This is a genomic window from Phyllobacterium phragmitis, assembly GCF_002980495.1.
Lineage (GTDB): Bacteria > Pseudomonadota > Alphaproteobacteria > Rhizobiales > Rhizobiaceae > Paramesorhizobium > Paramesorhizobium phragmitis.
The window spans coordinates 149,725-169,625 of the sequence record NZ_PVBR01000006.1 but is presented as its reverse complement, the minus strand read 5'-3'; the positions used below and the strand labels follow the sequence as shown (position 1 = coordinate 169,625).

Below are 19,901 nucleotides of genomic sequence, written 5' to 3'. Positions count from 1 at the left end.
GCGACACGCATCAGGCTCCAAGTCCGCCCAGGCTGGTACCGCCACAGACATAAAGCACCTGACCGGTTATGAAGCTCGCCTTCGCATCGAGAAAGAACAAGGCGGCATTGGTGATGTCTTCCGATGTGCCGATACGTTTGACCGGCACGGAGTTGGCGATTTTGTCTTCGAGCTCACCACCCTTCGGCACAATGCCCCAGAAGTTTTCGGTTTTCACCGGTCCGGGGGCGATGACATTGACGGTAATACCCTGGCCGGCGAGCTCGAGCGCCCATGTCCGAGCCAAGCCATGCACGCCGGCTTTTGTGGAGGCATAGGCTGAGCGGGTCGGCATTCCCATTGAAGCTCGCGAACTGATGAAAAGGATGCGCCCCTGGCCGCTGTCCTTCAATCCCGGCAGCATAGCCTGTGTAAGCGTCAGCGGCGCCGCAAGATGCAATTGGGCGAGTTTGACAACATCCTCGGATTTCGCGTCGGCAAGCAGGTTGGGCAGGATCATGCCGGCATTGTGCACCAGCGCACCGATCCGGTGTTCGGCGGCGATCCGCGCCGCAATCTCGGCTGTTGCCGCCGCGTCGGTGAGATCTGCCGTGTAGCCGCTCAGCTTTTCATGTTCCCAACCGGGCAATTCCAGACCCAGGGAAACTACCGCCTCGCCTGTGGCCAGCAACTGCTGTGCGATCGCCGCCCCGATCCCGGAGTTGCCGCCGGTAATCAGCGTCGTTTTGCCCGTCATGAAAATTACTCCGCGTCAAAAAGGGCAAACACCCGCAGAGGACTGCCCGAACCGCCCTCGATTTTTAGCGGCGCCGCTACGATCATTGCTCCGAATGTCGGCAGCTTGTCGAGATTGGTCAGGCACTGGAGGCCATAGCGACCGTTGCCATGCAGGATCGAGTGGGCTGGCAGTGGCGGATTGAAATGAGAAGCCTGTCCGGCGTCAGTTCCGACTGTCTCGACAGCCAGCCCGATACAGTCCCTCTCATGCACCAGAAACTCCATGGCGCCCGCATCCGGACCGGGCGAATGCGCGCCGTCTTTCTTGAAGTTCAGATAGTCCGGGGTGCCGACCCGCTTGTACCAGTCGGTGCGCAAGGCAACCCAGTGCCGTGTCGGAATTTTTCCGTTCCTGGCTTCCCAATCCTCGAGATATGCCCGGGTCAGCACGAAATCCGCATCAGCCCCCGCCTCGGCGGAAATATCGACAACAACCGCGGGCGCGACAAAGTCACTGACAGGAACGGCGTCGACCGTGTTGTCCGGCAAATCCTTGCCCGTCACCCAATGAGCCGGCGCATCGAAATGGGTGCCGGTGTGCTCATTCATGGTGATGTTGTTCCAGTACCAGGCCGGGCCGTTTTCGTCGTAACGCGACAGCGTCTCGACCCGAAAAGGCGCGCATTGGCCGAATTCGGCAGGCAACACAATCACCGGAAAATCGGGAGAAAGGGTATTGGTCAAGTCGACGCATTTCAGCTTTCCACTAACCAGCGCCGCAACCATCTGCATGCAAAGTGAACCGGAGTTGCTCATAGGTTTTCCTCTCTCATGGTCAATAGCGGATCCTGCCGCCACCGCTTTGCCAGATCTTCGGCGATATCGCCGACATAAGCCTCTTCCAGCCCGTCCTGAAGCGCCTGGACAACCGCCTTGGCAATTCTGGAGGGCGCGACCTTGGGCAGCGGCACCGCCTGATGCCATTCATCGTCGATCGGTCCGCACAACACACTTGCGACCCGGATACCGACACTTGTCATCTCGCCACGCAAGCCCGCGATCAAGGATTGCCTGGCCGCCGCGCTGGCCGAGAAACCCGCGAACCCGGCATTTCCCGTCATCGCATAGACGAAATTGATATCGACGAATGCGGAGGCCGAATTCACGCCATCATCCGAGCGGGCGCCCATCGCCGGACAGAAGGCCTGTGCCAGGCGCATCAATCCCGACGCATTGACATCCATCGCTGTTTGCAGCGTTGCAAGCCTGCTTCCGACCGACACTCCGCCGGGGCGGACATAGCCTGCGGTGTTGACGATGATATCGACGCGGCCACCAAGCAGACCACCCAGTTCGCTCACACTGCGGTTGTCGGTCAAATCCAGCGGCACCACATCGACATGGGGTGTCGAAGCGATCTGGTCCTCTCCGTCATACCGCAGCAGCCTGTCGGAATTGCCGAGAAAAACAGTGCTGGCGCCAGCCTCTAGAAGCGCGTAGGCGACCTCCTGCCCAAGCTTGGTCCGTCCATCAGTGACGAGAACACGGCGGTGCTTGGGCGCCGACGTGAAAACGCGCAGTTGTGGATCATCCTGCATATGCGGTGTCTCCTTCAAAGGCAGCGCGAACATGGCGGGATTGCCACCGCGGTCCAGTACCAGGCGCATTCTGACCTGATCGCCAACCGCCACATCGCTATGAAGATGCGCCACGGCTGTGGGCCCGGCGTCGAGTTGAACGGTTCCGATCCGCCATGGCAGATGTTCACGATAAAAATTGTCGGTGGTTGCCCGAACCGTGGTTTCCGCCAGCAGCACCGCGGTGTGGGGCTGGTCGGCCCACCGCAACTCCCCCCAGCATTGTGGGCAACGGTCACGCGGCGGATAAGTCGCAACGCTGCAGCCCGCGCAGACCTGAAGAACGAACCGCCCCTGTCCCGCGCGCACCGCCATCGCCCTCGCCGCGCGGCTGCGCAGACCGGGCGAGACATGTCCGAGCCGAGACATTTTCAGCGGATCCTTGCGCTCGGGAGGAGGGAGACCTTTGCTCATCTCAGTTCACCCCTTCGAGAACAGCTGCTCCGGTGCAAACGCCCCGGTCGTAGTTCACGAGCCCGAAGCCCGAGACAAGCACCCGCCTGGCATCGGGCACCTGGGCGCCCAGCGGACTGTGCAGCACCTGTCGCAATGCTTCGGTGACATTCTGGAATCCGCCGGCTGCGCCCGCCTGCCCCGCCGAGAGTTGACCACCATTGGTATTGAGCGGCATCGAACCGGATACGGTAAAATCGTGCCTGTCGATGAAGCCTGCGACCTCGCCTTTCCGGCAGAAGCCTAGATCCTCCATCTGCATGGCCACAATCACCGGATAATCATCGTAGAACTGGATCGTATCCATGTCTTCGGGGCCGCATCCGGCGGCGTTCCAAAGCGTGTCTACATCCCTGGCCCATCCGCCACGGACCTGGACGGGATCTTCGGGAAACGCGTTGTGGCGTTCGATCGTCGCCATGATCGAGGCTGCAGGAAGACCCAGGGATTCCGCCTTCTCTTCTGTGGTCACAATAAAGGCTTCAGCACCTGCGCAGGGCATGACGCAATCCAGAAGATGAACCGGATCGCTGATCACCCGGGATGTCATGTATTGTTCAAAACTCAGTGGGTGTTTCATCAAGGCATGAGGATTGGACAGGGCGTTTGCCCGTTGCGCCACACAGAGCTTGGCGAAGCTCTCCCGCCCAATCCCATATGTGCGCATGTAATTGTCTGTAATTAGCGCAAAGGTCGCATTCGGCCCGCCAAATCCATAAGGATACATAGCGTCCTGAGAAAACCGCGAAAATCCAGCAAGGGTCTGGCGGAAGCTGTCGACATGATTGGTATCGGCGGCAAGGCAAACAACAATTTCGGCGTCTCGTGACTGGACGGCGCGCGCGGCGCGGCGCATCGCCATGACGCCGCTGGCGCCCCCTGTCGGAATGTGATCCATCCAACTCGGACTGAGCCCAAGATGCTGGATCATGCCGACCACAGTGTCCGGTCCCGACGAAAAGCTGGCAAAACAAAACCCGTCGATATCAGCCGGCCCCAGGCCGGTACGCCCGGCCAGCGCGCTCAATGCGGCACCGGCCCACCAATGCGCGGTTTCAGGTGAGTAGCGAACATACGGAACGGTGACGGGGCAGCAGACAGCAACACCATCGTATGCAACCGGGCGCCGGTTCAAGCCCTTCGCCTCTTGAGTGAGCGGGTGTCGTGTAAGCCGCTATTGTTCATGAGTTCCCCAACCAGGTCCTTGACCTTTCCACGCAGGATTTTCCGTGTGGCGGTCAACGGCAGTTCATCAACGAAGCACACCCAGCCCGGGACCTTGTAATACGCCATCTGATCCAGCGCCCAATGCACAATCTCGTCGGCTTTCCTGGCCGAACCCTCACCCGTTTCCAGTACAATGACGACCGCAACCTCATCGCCGCGGGTTTCGTCCGGCGTCGCCGCAGCCGCAGCCATGCGGATGTCCGGATGCCGATTGAGGATGGTCTCGACTTCCACAGCGGCGATGTTTTCGCCCGACCGGCGGATGACGTTTTTCTTTCGGTCGACGAAATGAAACGAACCGTCGGGATCCCGCGAGACGATATCGCCGGTATGAAACCAACCACCTTCCCAGACTTCATCGGTGGCCTGCTGGTTTTTCAGGTATCCGGAAAAGAAGCCGTAGCGGCGATTGTCGCCCTTGCGGCGGACAAGAAGTTCACCGGCAACATCCCCCTCGACATCTTGCCCCGCGTCATCAACCACCCGCACTTCAACAGACGGTTCGGCCCGGCCGAAGCAGGAAGTGCCGATCTTGCGCGGCTCTTCGTTGGCGCAAATCACGCCGCCACTGCCGGTTTCCGTCATGGCCCAGGCCTCAATGAGCGGGAAGCCGAAACGCTGTTCAAATGGCTCGTGCAGCTTCTTGTCCACGCCGGCGCCGAACCCAAAGCGAACCGAATGGTCGCGATCAGACGACGATCGTGGAGCGCTGCTCAACATCGATGGCATGACGCCGAGATAGTGAACCACGGTGGCGCCGCTCTCGCGCACCGAATGCCACCAGCTTCTGGGATGGAAACGGTCCAGAAGGATAATGCAGCCGCCAACCGTGATCATCGCCATGACGGAAACGGCCATGGCATTCATATGAAAGACTGGCAAGGGCGTGAGCATCCGCTCGCAATTCTTGCGCAAGCCGATGTAGCCTCCGGTTTCAGCGTACCAGTCACCGGAATGAAGGAAGTACTCGTTGCTTAAGATGCAGCCTTTGGGCTGGCCGGTTGTCCCGGACGTATAGAGCAACGCGCATTCGGTGGAATTGCCCAGTTCCACGCTGCCCGAAGCGGGGAGGATCGCGTCAGGCAGCGCGTCTCCGGGGGAGATTACCGGCAAGTTCAGACCCGCGTTCGCGGCGGCCTGCCGCAATTCTTCGACTCTTTCGGGCAGGACAATCGCCAAGATCATTTCCGAGTGTTGGGCGACGTATTCCAGTTCTGCGAGCCGCAGGTCCGGATTGATCGGTACGACCGAGGCACCGAGGCTGTTGAGCGCTAGCCAGATCTCCAGATACACTGGCCTGTTTTGTAGCAGCAGTCCGACGCGGTGACCTGCCCCGTAGCCTGCCTGGGTGAGCTGCTTGGCCCAGACGCTGACGCGCGCCCCCATTTCGGCATAGGAAATTTCACCCGCCGGGATCCCGTAGATCCCGGCGGTTTCTTCCAGAACCTGCAGAAAGGGTGCCTCACCCCGCCGATGAATAGCATCAGTGAAGCGTTCGAAAACTGTTTGCTGGGACATGCGCCGCCTTAAATGAAGAGTTGGAGATTGCCGAACGGGGCATCGAAATTGATCAGATCAATCCGCTTGAGCTTGATCCTCAGCGCACCGTTCTCTTCGACCAAGTGATGCGACACCCAGCCCGAATAACGCTCAAGCTGGTCGCCCCGTGTTTCGGTGTAGACGAAGGATGTCCTGGCCTTGCAGACGCCGTCACCTTCGCCAAGTGACAGAATGCGCGGCCGCTCAAGCAGGTGATGGCAACGGCTTTTGGGCTTTTGGCTGAAGGTGCGTTCGCCAGCAAGCCGCTCCACCCGCACCGTCAGCAACAGCCGGTCTTCATACATCAGCGACGGCTGCATGATCGGGTCCTGCTGCTTCCATTCGAGCGGCATCCAGTAGCGCCCCTCCTCGTGAAACAACGACAACCAGTCTTCCCAGCGCATCTCATCGAGAGCCGCAACTTCATCATAGATGAAGTCTACAATCCGATCCGGTTTCATTCCGCAGCCTCCACGGGTTCATCCATGCCGAGCGTCATGAACTTGCTCCAGGCATAGAACTGGTTGCGCATCTGCCGCTCTGATGTTCCATTGACGACCTCGTTCGCATCACGCTGTTCGTCCGCTTCGTACAGGCGATGAAGGTCTATCCATTCATTGCCATCCGAGTGCAGTCCCTCCTGGGCTCGCTCGTACATTTCCAGATCATCGTGACCCACGATCGAGGTCGGCGCATTGATGAAGCGATTGTACATAAGCGACCGCTCATATATCTTGTCCGGCGCACCAACGAGGCGAAAGACGAAGCTTTCAACCAAGGTCTTGTCGACGGCGAGAGGGATAAAGTTGCGCAGGATCTGGACCGGTCCCTTGACCATGATATTCGGCATATAGATTGTGTTGTGGCGAACATCGCCGAGGATTTCCCTGGCCCTTTCCGGCCCATAGGACGCCTCCATCCTTGCCATGTATTCGGACACATCGTCGTAGTCCTGATGGATCGATCCCGAGACCCCTGTATGGCCATGACCATTCGGCCAGACCCGGATACCCGCTCCCTCATAAAACTCATAGGGTGACATAAACGGTGCATAGAGCTGCACCGCCATCGGGGTTTCCGTGAACTTGTGCTTCTCGCGTTCCCAGACGCTCACAGCGGTGCCGGCGGAGCTTTCATGGGCGACCATCGGGTGGCAGGTGTCAGTCTGATTATCCACCAGCATCTTCCAGTTGCACTGATGCATGTAGCGGATTGGCGGAGCAATGATCTCAAGCTTCCCTTCCGGGGACCGGTCGATCATGTTGTCGATGGTTGACAGGGACTCGCCGAAATACTCTTCAAAGGAGGGCCCGTTGTCGGCGAGTCTGGCAAAAATGAAATCGCGATAGACCTTGACATTCCTGACGCGCGCAAGCCCTTCGGATGCGGCTTGCGTGTCGAAACCGGTCCCTTCATACCCTTTCTTCAGCGGGATCGCGAGAATCGATCCATCGGTCTTGAACGACCATGCGTGATAGGGGCAGCGGAAGAATTTACCCGTGTTTCCGCAGGCCTCCGATGCAATCTTGACACCTTTGTGCGGGCACCGGTTGTGCAGAACGTAGATCTCTCCATCGCGATGGCGGGAGATCAATATGGGCTGGTGGCCGATTTTCGAAGTGATGAAATCGCCCGGATTCTTCAATTGACTGGCATGGCCGACATAGACCCATGTGTTTGGAAATAGATTCTCCATTTCCAGATCAAAGATCTCCTTGTCCACATAGGTGTCGCGATGAACGGCATAGCCCTTCACCAGATCCCGTATGGCCTTCGCATTCCCACGGTATCGATCCATGACAACCTCCCTTGCGGACTAAATATCCAAAACCAGTCGCGGCGTTTTCGACCGCGAAACGCAAATCTGCATCACTTTCCCCGAAGCCTTTTCGGCGTCTGAAAGAATGACGTCCCGATGATCGGGTTCACCCTCGATCACCTCACACTGGCAAATTCCGCAATCGCCGCGCTTGCAGTCGTAGAGCGGATCAAGACCGGCATCTTCCAGCGCCTCGATGATTGTCTTGTCTGCGGCGACGTGAACCACCTGCCCCGAACTCTTCACAACAACATCGAAAGCCGTATCGGATGCATGATCAATGGCGGCGGAGAAGAGTTCATAGTGCAACTGATCCGACGGAAACCCTTGTCTGTCCGCGGTTGCCTTGATGGCCTCGATCATGCCCGTCGGCCCGCAAAAATAGAGATGAGCATTCTTCGCTGCTGAATTCAGCACGGCGCCGATGTCGAGAGCATTGTCCTGATCATCGTAATGAAGAAACAGTCGGTCCCCGCAAATGCGTTGCATTTCTTTGACAAATGCAAGCTTCCCTACGCTTCGGCCCGCATAGTGCGCTTCAAACAGCCGGCCCGCGCGGGCCAACTCATCGGCCATGGACAGGATCGGCGTTATCCCGACACCGCCCGCAATCAGGATCGCGGGTCCATCATGCTCCTGCACCGCAAATTGACTGACCGGGTCCGAAATCTGAACCTTGTCGCCCCGTTTGAGCGCATGCATGAATCGGGATCCGCCTTGGCCGTTCTTTTCAAGCAGAACACCCAACGCCAGTTCTCCGGCGCTCAATCCCGACAGGCGCAGCAGGGAATAGGCCCGGCTGGTTCCGTCAGTAAGCAACACGCGAACATGCGCACCCGCGGTCCAGGTTAATGTCGCACCGGTAGCGCTGGTGAATTCAAGCCTCTTTATGTCAGCAGTCTCGTAAGCCGATGAAAGGAGCTGATAGGTCTTGGTTTGCATCTCGCACGCTTTATGGTTTTGCATAAATTTATATATAAAACATCATCTGTCAAGACATTTGCACAGCGCTTTAAAAAAGCCGATTGATTTCCAAATATTTAGCCATAAACTTATGTATTGGCATGTTAAAGTATGGTCTTAATCGGCTTGCGGAACGCTCTCCATCAACTCAAAATCCGCTGGACCGGACTGGATACGCTGGTGCAATCGAAATCTCGATCAAAGGTGTCCGTCGCCTGCGAAGGTGCAGGATCGGCGAACTGAGCGGACGCGATGGCTCCCTCACCGCGTCAGTATGTCAGGCCGCGCCTAACCGGCCAGTAGAGTTCCGCAATTGGGCACCTTGGGCTCAAGACCCAATTGCACCAGCATCTGGTGGATGGTTGCCACCGACGCCGACAAAACCGGAATGCCGCATTCATCCTCAACCCGCTGGATCGCCGCCAGCGACGGCATTTGCACGCAGGCTGAAAGCACAAGGGCATCGATGTTCTTCAGGTCAAGACGCTTGTAAATGTCCACAAGGTTCATCGGGTCCTGAGCGGCAACCTCGAGATTGTCCGGAATCTCCAGGGCAATGTAATCCTTGACCTCGACACCTTCGGCCTCGATATACTCCGCCACCATTTTGGTCAGTGGTTTCATGTAGGGCGCAACAATCGAAATACGCTTTGCCCCCATCAGTTTGAGACTGTCGACAAGCGCCCCGGCGGAACTGACCACCGGCGCAGGGTGACCGTTTTCAACGGTGATCCTGTGCAGGCGTTCCTGGCTTTCTCGGTGATAGCCCTTGCCCATGGCCATGATGGCGACAAGACAGGCGTAGCCCATCACATCGACGGCGGCATCGGAAAGCTCATATGCGCAACGGTCGCTGTCACGGTCCATCGCCTTGAGTTCTTCCGGAGTGACCTTCTTCATCCGCATCCGCGAGGAGTGGAACGAAAAACGCTCCGGAAAAATGCTTTCGCGGGCACGCAGCATGGCCGGAATTTCGCGCTCCATGGTCAGGTTTGACGAGGGAACGATCTGGCCGATCTTGATCGACTGGTTCATGTCAATCACCAATCTTCACAACAGGATTGCGCAGGACGCCGATACCGTCGACGCCACATTCGACGACGTCTCCGGGCCACATGAATTCCTGCGGATCACGCCCGGCGCCAACACCCGAGGGTGTTCCGGTCGCAATGATATCACCAGGCTCCAGCGTCATGCCCGACGACAAGTCGGCTATCAGGGTCGGAATATCAAACAGCAGGAACTTGGTGTTCGAACGTTGCTTTTCCTCGCCGTTCTTTTTCAGCCAAAGGACGAGATTGTGCGGATCGATGATCTCATCAGCCGTCACGATCGCCGGACCGAACGGCGCATAGCTGTCCTGCCCCTTGGAAAAGATCCACTGTCCGGCACGCCGGTTGTCGCGCGCCGAAACGTCGTTGATCACCGAATAGCCGAAGACGTGGCTCATCGCGTCTTCCTTGCCGATACGGGTCGCCCGCTTGCCGATGATCACGGCCAGCTCGACCTCCCAGTCAAGTTGCTGGGTCATCGCAGCATTGTGCTGGATCGGCTCGCCGTCGGCTATGACGGCCGTCGGCGGTTTTGAGAACACAACCGGCTTGTCGGGAAGCTCTTTGGAGGTATCGAGCGATCGCGCGGATTCGGCGACATGCTCGACATAATTCAGGCCAATGCCGAAGATGTTCTTGCGCGGACGCGGAATGGGCGCCAGCATCTTCACGTTTTCAACGGGAACGGCAATGCCGGTCGGGCGTTTGCCATCGGTGTCGGCGATCGCGCGAGCCAGAGCCGCCAACGCATCCGGACCCTGGTCGATCAGATCAAGCATCGAGGTCGGGAACTCTTCCCCGACTACATCGCCGAGTCGCTCGACGTCAATGACAAGTCCACCCCAGACAACACCAAGACGTCCCTCTGCCGCTGCCGCGGCACGATAGGTTACAAGTTTCATTTTTTGGTTCCTAAACTGTCTTATTTCTCGACGATCTGATGACCGTCATTTTCCTCCAGCGCCTGCTCGGCGTAGAAGCCAAGCTTGTGCATGGTCGGCAAATCGTTGAATGAGAACAGACACGCATCATCGCCGGTCGCGGTGTTGCAGTGCTCGTGCCACATCCAGGGCGGGACGCAGAAAATGTCCTTCTCTTTCCAGTCAATGCGCTTGCCGTTGATGACGGAATAGCCCTCGCCTTTGGCAACCTGATAGATGATATTGCCGGTGTGACGGTGCGCCTTCGTATGCTCCGACGGACGCAGCAGTTGCATGGTCGCTCCCATGGTCAGCATGGGCTCGCCGCCCGTGTGCGGGTTGGTGTAGCGCATGATCACGCCGTCATATGGAGACCCATCGGTCACCTTTGCGTAGTTCAAGAGCGCTTCGTAGGTTGGGTCCCAGCGATATTGGAATAGGGGTGAATAGGGTTTGTCCCATTTGTCCATCAGTGGCAGCAAGCCCGGTGCGCCGTAGGTCAGCGGACTGTCATTCACCGGAAGATTGGTTGTCTGGTAGTCATTGGGATGCACGGCGTAAAAATTGGCTTCGAGCGCATTGGTCAGCGGAATATCGAGCCCGTCCTGCCACATGCTTGTTTCCCCGTCTTCGGCGATCCCGTGCTCATGCCACGTGCCGTTCGGTGTGATCACAAAGTCGCGCGCACCCAGACCAATCTTGTGACCATCGACAATGGTATAGGCGCCGGCTCCTTCCATGATGAAGCGCAAGGCCGTCGCCGCATGCTTGTGCGCACCGGCCCGTTCGCCCGGTTTCATCACCTGGATGCCGGAAAACAACCAACCGCAGCAGGCGCTGACATCCTTGCGTTTTGGGTTGCGCAGATAGACCACCCGCCGCCCGGCGTCCTCGGGACGCACGAGATTGATGGCACGCAACACCTGTTCGCGCAAATCTGAATTGCGCCACAAAACAGGGTCGGAGACCGGCGTTGGCTCCCATGGCTCAATCGAATTGGCGATCGTCCAAAGTGCCCCGGTATCCAGCTTTGCCAGATCTTCATAGTAAGAATTCAGTTCGGCATTGTCCGCAACGCGGGCACGCCCAAGAATGTCATCGCCGTGTGCAGCATTCGTCATTGCATCGTTCCTTCCCTACTTGAGATTGTCGAAGTGAATGGGTTCTGAGGCCGGCAGATCACCCTCTGGCGTTCCGTCGGTTTCATAGCGCGGAGGAGTTGTCGCCAAGGCGCTTTGAGGCGAAGTGTTCAAATGAAGCTGGAAAACGTCGAAGCGGTTGTAGTGCCCGATAATGTCGTGCATCTGCTTGGGCTGGATACAGCGCGCCAAATCAATCTCGGCGTAAACGATACCTTCATCGTCGATAAGGCTATCACCCACGACCCGGCCATCTGGTCCGACAATTCCCGAAAATGCGCTGGATTTGCGCTCCAGCATGGCGCGTGCGTCCGGGCGCACCTTTTCCATCTCGGTGATAATCTCGTTGGAGATTGTCGAGGTTGAAACGATCGTGAAGACCTTGCCCTCGAAACTGTGCGACTGCCCACGCAGCTTGATCGCCTCGGCCATGTCATAATCGGGAGGCGCAACCGGCAGCGAGATGTAGCATGCCGCGTGCACGAGTTCGCCTTGGGCAAGCAGAGAAAACCTCGCCAGGGTGTTAGTGTTCTCGCCACAGGCGAGCCCTCCCAGAGGGCCGATCTCGGTGTCATGGACTTTGAGGCTGGATCCGTCGCCGCCCGTCCAAGTGAGCTTTTCGGCCCATGTCGGGACAAGCTTGCGATGCTTGCCGATAATGGTGCCATCCGGTCCGATGAAGACCAGCGTGTTGTACAGTCCGCCGAGCGATATCGGGCTTCGTTCGTTCACGCCGATCACCACATAGGTGTCGTTTGCCTTGGCCGCGGCGCACACGGTCTCGATTTCCGGACCAGGCAGGAATATTGAAGCCCGCACCAGTTTTTCAAACCAGGCCCCTCCGGTGACCGGATCGGTAATCCAGTTCCAATAGGGGTACCCGGGGATAAACACCTCCGGAAACACAACGAGGCGCGCACCGTTGCCCGCCGCTTCGGAGATCAGATCAGCAGCCTTTCTCGCCGTTGCTGCGGCGTCCAGATAGACGGGGCTGGCTTGCACCGCCGCCGCCTTGAACCATGGGAATTCCTTATCAGGCAACATGGGGACTCCTATTTGCTGTCTTCGTAACGCAGGAAAGCGGTCGTCAGCGCTCCGACAATCTGGTCAACGTGCTCGGCCTTCAGCATCAGCGGCGGCGATATGATGATGTTGCAGCCGGCGGGTCGACGATGGCTCCCTCGTCGCGGGCGAAGGCGGCAATCATCTCGCCCTGGCCCTTGCCGGGATCAATCGGTTCGTGTGTCTTTTTGTCGGCGACCATATCAATGCCGACCATCAGCCCCTTGCCCCGCACTTCGCCGGTAAGCGATGACCACGAGGGGGTATCGGCGAGGCCTTTGAACAGCCGCTCGTCCTGGATCTCGGCATTCTGGGGAAGCTTTTCCCGTTCGACGATGTCGAGAACAGCACCTTGACCATGTCCTCTTCCGCCGCCAGATCCATGATTTCGGCGGAAAGCGCGATCAACGGCGCAGTGGTTGTGCCGGCGAAGCTCGAATAATAGCTGATGTTGTCCATCTGCTCGATGAGCACGGCTTTGACCTCAGCCCGATTGTGCCCGACATTCACATTCCAGAGCCCGCCGATCCCGTCGAGATAGTTCCCGCCATCAATGTCGGTGACAAACACGCCATCGCCTTTGACAATGATCTGCGGCGGATGCTCCTCCGAAATAAACGCATGGATCATTGGGTGAAGTTGATGGCGCGCTTTGTGCTCGCGCAGGAAGTTGTTGTCCTTGATCGTCATGGATTTGTCTTTTCCGTTACGGCATTATCCCAAAGCGATGCAGACCGACTTGGTCTCGAGATAGTTGTCCAGCGCGGACCGTCCGTGCTCGCGGCCAATGCCGGATTGCTTGTATCCGCCGAATGGCATGTTCTGGTCAGGGAGGTTGTGCGTGTTCACCCACACGGTTCCTGCCTGAATCCGCGGGATATAACGGTTCACCGTGTTGATGTTGGTTGACCAGATCGAGGCGCCGAGCCCGTACTTTGTGTCGTTGGCCATCCGGATTGCATCCTCGGGATCCTCGAATGGAGAGATCGTGAAGACAGGTCCGAAAACCTCGTCCTGCATGATTGCCATGTCACGGCTGACATTCGTAAAAATCTGCGGCCGGACGAAATAGCCGGCACCGCCATATGCTGTCGTGTCGAGAAGCGGTGTCGCGCCCTGCTCGATGCCACCGGCGATGCAGGCGGAAACATGGGCCTGATGCTTGGCCGAAACCATTGGGTTGATCTGGTTGGCCGGATCAAGGCCAGATCCGATTGGCAGTGACTGCGCTACCTGCGCCATGGTCTCGCAGACCTTTTCGTACACCCCCTTTTGGGCATAGATCCGGGTCCCGGCGCAGCAGGTCTGCCCGGAATTGAAAAACACGCCAACGCCTGCGGCGATGCCGAGCTGCTCAAGGTCCATATCGTCGAACATGATCATGGGTGCCTTGCCGCCGAGCTCCAGCGTCACCCGCTTCATGTCCTGCATTGCCTGGATACCGATGCGTTTGCCGACTTCGGTTGAACCTGTGAAAGCCAGTTTGTTGATATCGGGATGGGCCGTCAGCGCGGCACCCGCTTCTTCACCGGTTCCGGTCACGACATTGACCACGCCCTCCGGCAGACCAGCCTCAAGGCAAATCTCGACCAGCCGAACGGTGGTCAATGGCGTCTCCTCGGCCGGCTTGATGACAACCGTGCAGCCGCAAGCGAGCGCCGGAGCGATTTTCCACACCGCCATGTTCAGTGGAAAATTCCAGGGCGTAATCGCGCCGACAACGCCTATCGGCTCCTTGCGGGTATAGGCGTTGTATTTCGTGCCCGGCGGGACCGAAACCGAGATGTCTATGGTGGAGCCTTCGATTTTGGTTGCCCATCCGGCCATGTACCGCATGTATTCGGCGGAGGCGCCAACCTCGATCAACCGCGACAGCATGACAGACTTGCCATTGTTCAGCGTTTCAAATTGCGCAAGCTCTTCACCATTGGCTTCGATCAGGTCCGCGATTTTCAGCATCACACGCTGCCTGTCGACCGGCGACATGGACGACCACTCGCCGTTCAGCGCGGCCCTGGCGGCCTTCACCGCTTTGTCCACGTCCTCGGCTCCACCGCGCGGCACTTCCGCCATTTTTTCGCCGGTCGCCGGATTGAAAACATCAATCGTTCCGCCATTCGCGGCTTCCAGCTTCTGCTTACCGATAATCATTCGAACCGGAGATTTCAGAAAATCCGCGACAGCGCGCTCGATCTGGGAGACGGATGTATGTGGAGCTGCAATCTGCATGTTCGCTGCTCTTTCTCGCAAGAGGCCTAAAACATTTTCGACCACATCAGGCCGAAACGACTTGACCTATTTTACATATAAATTTATTCATTACCATACATTTTTTAGGAGACGTCCATGGCCGAGCGTTCATTTGCAAAAGAGGTGGAGGATCTACGTCTTGGGGAAGGTGATATTTTCCGAGGCGAAGGAATTCTTGCCATTACGAAGGCACTGCTCCAGGCAGGCGTATCCTATGTGGGCGGTTATCAAGGGTCTCCCATCTCCCACCTGATGGACGTGCTGGCCGACGCCAACGACATTCTCGAAGAGCTCGGTGTGAACTTTCAAAGTTCGGCCAGCGAGGCAACAGCCGCTGCAATGCTGTCCGCTTCGGTGATGTACCCGTTGCGCGGGGCGGTGGCCTGGAAGTCAACGGTGGGGACCAATGTCGCCTCGGATGCTCTGGCCAACCTCGCCTCCGGCGGCGTCACCGGTGGCGCGATGGTGATCATCGGCGAGGATTATGGTGAAGGCTCCTCCATCATGCAGGAGCGCACCCACGCTTTCGCGATGAAATCACAGATGTGGCTGCTGGATCCGAGACCTGAGCACGAGTGCATCGTCAATTTGATTGAAAAGGGCTATGAACTCTCCGAAGCATCCAACACTCCGGTCATGCTGGCCGTTCGCGTGCGGTCCTGCCACATGACCGGAAGCTTCATATGCAAGGACAACAAGCGGCCGGAATTCACACTGAAGGATGCCCTCAACAGTCCAAAACGCGACCTCGACAGAATCGTGCTGCCGCCTGCCGCCTACGAGCATGAACAGGAAAAGATCAAGCACCGCATGCCTACCGCGATTAATTTCATTCGCGACAATAAGCTTAACGAATTCTTTGGCGAAAAAACCGGGAAGACCGGGATCATCACCCAGGGCGGGATGTACAACAGCCTGATCCGCGGCCTGCAATTTCTGGGCCTGAGCGACGCCTATGGAAACACCAAGATCCCTATCTATGTGATGAATGTAGGCTATCCAACAATCAATTCGGAGGTCGAGGAGTTTTGTGAAGGCCTGGATGCGGTTCTGGTTGTTGAAGAGGGACAGCCGGAATATATCGAACAATCGATATCCACCGTGCTTTCGCGGCTTTCAGCTCCAACCAAGATCCGTGGCAAGGCCTATTTGCCGATGGGCGGCGACTACACGGCAGCGGTCCTGAGCGATGGAATCGGACGCTTTCTTGAGGATTTCGATCCCAAGCAACTTGGAAACCGGCCTCCAGTTCCCGAATCGAAACCGATTCTCTCCGAACCGGCCATTCACAAGCTGAAGGAGGTTGTCCCTCCCCGACCGCCGGGGCTGTGCACCGGCTGCCCCGAACGGCCGATCTTTGCCGCCATGAAGCTTGTCGAGGAAGAACTCGGCCAGCATCATGTCTCCGCCGACATCGGCTGCCATCTGTTTTCGATCCTGCCACCCTTCAACATCGGCGCAACAACCATGGGCTATGGCCTGGGGGCAGCTTCGGCCGCGGCTTTCAATGTAAAAGCCGACAAGCGCTCGATCGCGATCATGGGTGACGGCGGTTTTTGGCACGGTGGCCTGACCAGCGGCATCGGCAACGCCGTCTTCAACAAGCACGACGGCGTCTTCCTGATTGTCGACAATTACTATTCCTCCGCCACTGGCGGCCAGGACGTGCTCTCCTCCCGTGCGTTCAACAAGCGCCGCAACACGAACAATACGATTGTCGACGCAGTAAAAGGCATCGGCGCCAAATGGGTACGCCAGATCGATCACACCTATGATGTCACCCAGATGCGCGCAGTGCTGAAGGAAGCCCTGACGACCGAAGAGGAAGGACCGAAAATCATCGTTGCTTCCTCGGAGTGCATGCTCAACAAGCAGCGTCGGGTGAAACCGCAGATCAACAAGGCCATCAAGGGTGGGAAGCGGATGGTGACCGCCCGGTTCGGCGTCGATGAGGATGTCTGTACCGGAGACCACGCCTGTATCAGGCTCTCGGGCTGTCCTTCCCTGTCGGTCAAGGAGCTTGGAGATCCCTTGCGGGACGATCCCGTAGCATCCATCGACAACACCTGCGTGGCCTGCGGCAATTGCGGCGAAGTGGCGGACGCGGCGGTGCTATGCCCCTCGTTCTATCAAGCTGACATCGTTCATAATCCCGGCACTTGGGACAAGCTCAAAAACAAGCTGACCACGCCGGTGATCCGGTTCCTGCAGAACCGTCAGGACCGCCTAGCGGTCAACTTTGAAGCGTGAGGCTGAAAATGAAGGACGATACCGTCAAGCTCAACCTGAAAGCCGCTGGTCCCGCAACCGAACGGCCGATTTCCGTCGCGATCGTCGCCATGGGTGGCCAAGGCGGCGGCGTCTTGACCGGATGGATCGTCAGCCTCGCGGAAAGCCGGGGGTGGATCGCCCAATCGACCTCTGTCCCCGGCGTGGCGCAACGTACCGGCGCTACAATCTACTATGTCGAGATGATGCCACCCGACGATGCGGGCAGACAGCCAATCCTGGCGCAAATGCCAACTCCGGGCGATGTCGATATCGTTATGGCGTCGGAATACATGGAAGCCGGACGGTCGATCCTACGCGGAATTGTCACGCCGGAACGTACCACCTTGATTGCCTCCAACCACCGTTCTTTGGCCGTTTCAGAAAAAATGGCCCCGGGCGACAGCATTGCCGACAGCGGGGCCGTGACCAACGCCATCGGTGTTGCCGCTTTGCGCGAAGTCATTTTCGACATGAACGCCGTCGCCGTGAAGAACGGCAGCGTGATTTCCGCGGCTTTGTTCGGCAGCTTGGCGGCATCTGGCGCTCTGCCATTCGAGCGAGAGACCTATTACGAGGTCATTCGCAAAGGCGGCAAGGGTGTCGAAGCCAGCATTCGGACCTTCGACGCCGCCTATGACCGCACCTTGGCTGGTGAGGAACAGCAGAGCCAGCCGGAAGAAAGCACGGCAAAGCTGCCGATCCCGGCAAGTCTGGCTGCGCCCAAGGCAGACCACCTGCTGCAGCGACTGCGAAATGAACTGCCACAGGAAGCTCACGGGATGGCGTTTCTGGGCCTGCAGAAGGTCGTGCAGTTCCAGGACATCAGCTATGGCGAAGAATATCTTGACCTTCTCGATCAACTGCACATCTGCGACCGGTCGGCCGATGGCGAGGCAAAAGACTGGTTGTTCACCGAACAGGCTGCCAAGTACCTCGCCAATGCAATGACCTACGACGACTTGATGCGGGTGGCGGGCCTGAAGACACGGCTCAAACGCCGCGAGCGGATCGAGCGCGAACTCGGGATATCAGATAAGCAGATCTTGCAAACAACGGAATATATGCACCCGCGAATGGAGGAATTTGTCTCCGTACTGCCTGTCGGCCTGGCGCGCTGGCTCATTGGTCGCAAAAGCATATACGGCTGGCTCGATCGCAGAATTAACAAGGGGAGGCGTGTGAAAACTTACTCTCTGCACTGGTTCCTGGCGCTTTATTTTGTCGGGTCCATGAAGCGGATCCGCCGATTGTCATTGCGCCACCTTGAAGAAGTAGCCCATCGCGATGATTGGCTTGAAAAGGCAAAAACGGCACTTGCCTCAAACTATGAACTGGGTGTCGAAATCCTCCGGTTCCGCAGGCTGATCAAGGGATACTCGGATACCCATGTGCGCGGCCGGTCCAAGTTCGACAAGGTCATGCGCACGACACTCAAAATCGCCGACCGCGACGACGCCGCCACTTGGGCGCGCCTTATGCTAGCATCCGCTATCAAAGATCCTTCCCAGGACGGGCTCGACGGAACAATCAGAACAATAGAGACAATGGCATGACTTCATTACCAGCAGCCCCGTTGGCAGAGCAACTGTCGGAACTTCCGCTTGGCCGCCGTCCAGCGGAATTCTGGTCGGCTAAGACCATTTTCCGGCATGGACAGTGTGATCCCGCCGGTATTGTCTACACGCCGAAATTCTTCGATGTCTTCAACCGGACGATCGAGAAATGGTTCTCCGAAAGCTTGGCGCTGGACTATTACGAGATTCTCGGAACACGTCGAATCGGATTGGGATACGTCACTGTGTCTGCGGAGTTTTTCATTCCGTGCAAGATGGGTGAGGAAATAGAGGTCTTTGTCCGTGTCGTCAAAATCGGCAACAAATCCTACACTTTGATGCTGCATGGCATGAAAGGCGGTAAGGAAGCTCTGCGCGGGCACTTCGTGACGGTGACGACATCCCTGGACACGCACAGTTCCATACAGATTCCATCTGACATCCGGCAGGCCCTGGTAGCATATGGAGAAAAAACCAATATATAAACGTATCTGTTGATGACATGAGGGCGGTGCAATCGGTGCAGACGAAAGATACGCAAGATTCAGCGCATTTCGGTGATGACGAATCGAATCTGACAGTCCGCCAGAAAGCCGAGACGCGATTTTGGCTTCAGGTGCTCAATGTAAACAAACTGATTTACGGTGATCTGAACTCGGCACTCAACGACCGCTTTGGTCTTTCCGTTGCAAAATTCGACGTCCTTGCACAACTTTTCCGGTACCCCGATGGCGTTTCCATGGGTGAGCTCTCGAAAAATCTCAAGGTAAGCAATGGCAACGTGTCCGGGCTAGTGACCAGACTGCGCAAGGACGGTCTGGTCGACAGACAGGTCACAGAAACCGACCGTCGGTCCTTCCGGGCATCGCTGACTGAAAAGGGACGCAAGGTCTTTGACGAAGCAAACAAGCTGCACAGGCAAGTCGTCTCAACAAAACTGCAAAGTGTGCCCATGTCTGATATCGATGCCGTGACCAGTGGGCTCAAGGCAATGTCAATGAAAACAAAAGACGCCTTTGAAGAAGAAGAAGAAATATGACGGAAAAAGGCCGGCTGAAGACCAAACGGCGAAACAGCTTTCCATTCAAATCGCGCGAAAGTCTGCGTCGGTACGTCCCTCATTTGATCACCCGGTTGGCTCACAGATGGGGTGCCGACCAGAACGCCGCGCTTTCGGAACTTGGTTGGAACGGAACAATGATGCGGATCATGTCCTCGTTGTCCGCCCACAAGGAGCTTACGATCAACGAGCTCTCGGTCCTGGCTGTAACCGAACAATCGACAACAAGCAGAAGCATT

At 57.5% G+C, this 19,901-nt stretch carries 19 protein-coding genes and 1 pseudogene; 5 read left to right on the top strand and 15 right to left on the bottom strand.

What is annotated here, in order from left to right; genetic code table 11:
- Positions 1-10: 10 nt before the first annotated feature.
- The 15 genes from C5748_RS10350 to C5748_RS10285 all read right to left on the bottom strand — a co-directional run bounded on the left by C5748_RS10350 (position 11) and on the right by C5748_RS10285 (position 14,757).
- Positions 11-736: an SDR family NAD(P)-dependent oxidoreductase gene (locus tag C5748_RS10350; RefSeq protein ID WP_105741858.1), complete on the bottom strand. Its 726-nt coding sequence runs from the start codon at positions 734-736 to the stop codon at positions 11-13.
- Between the two features lie 5 nt (positions 737-741).
- Positions 742-1,533 carry a cyclase family protein gene (locus tag C5748_RS10345; RefSeq protein WP_199194757.1) on the bottom strand — a complete coding sequence of 264 codons (792 nt, stop codon included), beginning with the start codon at positions 1,531-1,533 and terminating at the stop codon, positions 742-744.
- The gene (locus C5748_RS10340; protein WP_105741857.1) at positions 1,530-2,768 is read right to left on the bottom strand and encodes an SDR family NAD(P)-dependent oxidoreductase; all 1,239 of its coding nucleotides are present in this window, start codon (positions 2,766-2,768) and stop codon (positions 1,530-1,532) included. The genes C5748_RS10345 and C5748_RS10340 overlap by 4 nt, the downstream gene beginning before the upstream one ends.
- Position 2,769: 1 nt before the next feature.
- A complete protein-coding gene (locus C5748_RS10335; RefSeq protein WP_105741856.1) occupies positions 2,770-3,942 on the bottom strand; it encodes a thiolase family protein in 1,173 nt (390 codons plus the stop codon).
- Complete coding sequence (locus tag C5748_RS10330; protein ID WP_105741855.1) at positions 3,939-5,552, bottom strand: AMP-binding protein; 1,614 nt, start codon at positions 5,550-5,552, stop codon at positions 3,939-3,941. Before C5748_RS10330 ends, C5748_RS10335 begins: the two co-directional genes overlap by 4 nt.
- A gap of 8 nt (positions 5,553-5,560) precedes the next feature.
- Entirely contained in the window at positions 5,561-6,034 is a 474-nt protein-coding gene (locus tag C5748_RS10325) for an aromatic-ring-hydroxylating dioxygenase subunit beta (RefSeq protein ID WP_105741854.1), read from the bottom strand.
- Positions 6,031-7,371: an aromatic ring-hydroxylating dioxygenase subunit alpha gene (locus C5748_RS10320; RefSeq protein WP_105741853.1), complete on the bottom strand. Its 1,341-nt coding sequence runs from the start codon at positions 7,369-7,371 to the stop codon at positions 6,031-6,033. Before C5748_RS10320 ends, C5748_RS10325 begins: the two co-directional genes overlap by 4 nt.
- An 18-nt stretch (positions 7,372-7,389) precedes the next feature.
- Positions 7,390-8,334: a PDR/VanB family oxidoreductase gene (locus C5748_RS10315; protein WP_105741852.1), complete on the bottom strand. Its 945-nt coding sequence runs from the start codon at positions 8,332-8,334 to the stop codon at positions 7,390-7,392.
- 309 nt (positions 8,335-8,643) lie between these two features.
- The gene (locus tag C5748_RS10310) at positions 8,644-9,390 is read right to left on the bottom strand and encodes a maleate cis-trans isomerase family protein (protein WP_105741851.1); all 747 of its coding nucleotides are present in this window, start codon (positions 9,388-9,390) and stop codon (positions 8,644-8,646) included.
- 1 nt (position 9,391) lies between these two features.
- Positions 9,392-10,309: a fumarylacetoacetate hydrolase family protein gene (locus tag C5748_RS10305; RefSeq protein ID WP_105741850.1), complete on the bottom strand. Its 918-nt coding sequence runs from the start codon at positions 10,307-10,309 to the stop codon at positions 9,392-9,394.
- 20 nt (positions 10,310-10,329) lie between these two features.
- Complete coding sequence (locus C5748_RS10300) at positions 10,330-11,448, bottom strand: cupin domain-containing protein (protein ID WP_105741849.1); 1,119 nt, start codon at positions 11,446-11,448, stop codon at positions 10,330-10,332.
- 15 nt (positions 11,449-11,463) lie between these two features.
- The gene (locus C5748_RS10295; protein ID WP_105741848.1) at positions 11,464-12,510 is read right to left on the bottom strand and encodes a carbon-nitrogen hydrolase family protein; all 1,047 of its coding nucleotides are present in this window, start codon (positions 12,508-12,510) and stop codon (positions 11,464-11,466) included.
- A gap of 85 nt (positions 12,511-12,595) precedes the next feature.
- On the bottom strand, positions 12,596-12,829 hold the full coding sequence (locus C5748_RS28845; protein ID WP_245428997.1) for a hypothetical protein: 234 nt from the start codon (positions 12,827-12,829) through the stop codon (positions 12,596-12,598).
- On the bottom strand, positions 12,745-13,218 hold the full coding sequence (locus C5748_RS10290; protein WP_199194755.1) for an aminotransferase class III-fold pyridoxal phosphate-dependent enzyme: 474 nt from the start codon (positions 13,216-13,218) through the stop codon (positions 12,745-12,747). Before C5748_RS10290 ends, C5748_RS28845 begins: the two co-directional genes overlap by 85 nt.
- 24 nt (positions 13,219-13,242) lie before the next feature.
- Entirely contained in the window at positions 13,243-14,757 is a 1,515-nt protein-coding gene (locus C5748_RS10285) for an aldehyde dehydrogenase family protein (RefSeq protein ID WP_105741847.1), read from the bottom strand.
- Between the two features lie 117 nt (positions 14,758-14,874).
- On the opposite strand from C5748_RS10285, the gene C5748_RS10280 reads away from it, so the two are divergent.
- From C5748_RS10280 to C5748_RS29305, 5 genes and pseudogenes are all read left to right on the top strand, one after another.
- Positions 14,875-17,028 (top strand): thiamine pyrophosphate-dependent enzyme, encoded by a 2,154-nt coding sequence (locus tag C5748_RS10280; protein ID WP_105741846.1) that lies wholly within the window; start codon positions 14,875-14,877, stop codon positions 17,026-17,028.
- An 8-nt stretch (positions 17,029-17,036) separates the two neighbouring features.
- Entirely contained in the window at positions 17,037-18,602 is a 1,566-nt protein-coding gene (locus C5748_RS10275) for an indolepyruvate oxidoreductase subunit beta family protein (RefSeq protein ID WP_105741845.1), read from the top strand.
- Positions 18,599-19,087 (top strand): acyl-CoA thioesterase, encoded by a 489-nt coding sequence (locus tag C5748_RS10270; protein ID WP_105741844.1) that lies wholly within the window; start codon positions 18,599-18,601, stop codon positions 19,085-19,087. Before C5748_RS10275 ends, C5748_RS10270 begins: the two co-directional genes overlap by 4 nt.
- Before the next feature lie 35 nt (positions 19,088-19,122).
- Entirely contained in the window at positions 19,123-19,641 is a 519-nt protein-coding gene (locus C5748_RS10265) for a MarR family winged helix-turn-helix transcriptional regulator (RefSeq protein ID WP_199194754.1), read from the top strand.
- A pseudogene (locus C5748_RS29305) lies at positions 19,638-19,901 on the top strand (MarR family winged helix-turn-helix transcriptional regulator); the annotation flags it as partial. The gene C5748_RS10265 and the pseudogene C5748_RS29305, both read left to right, overlap by 4 nt.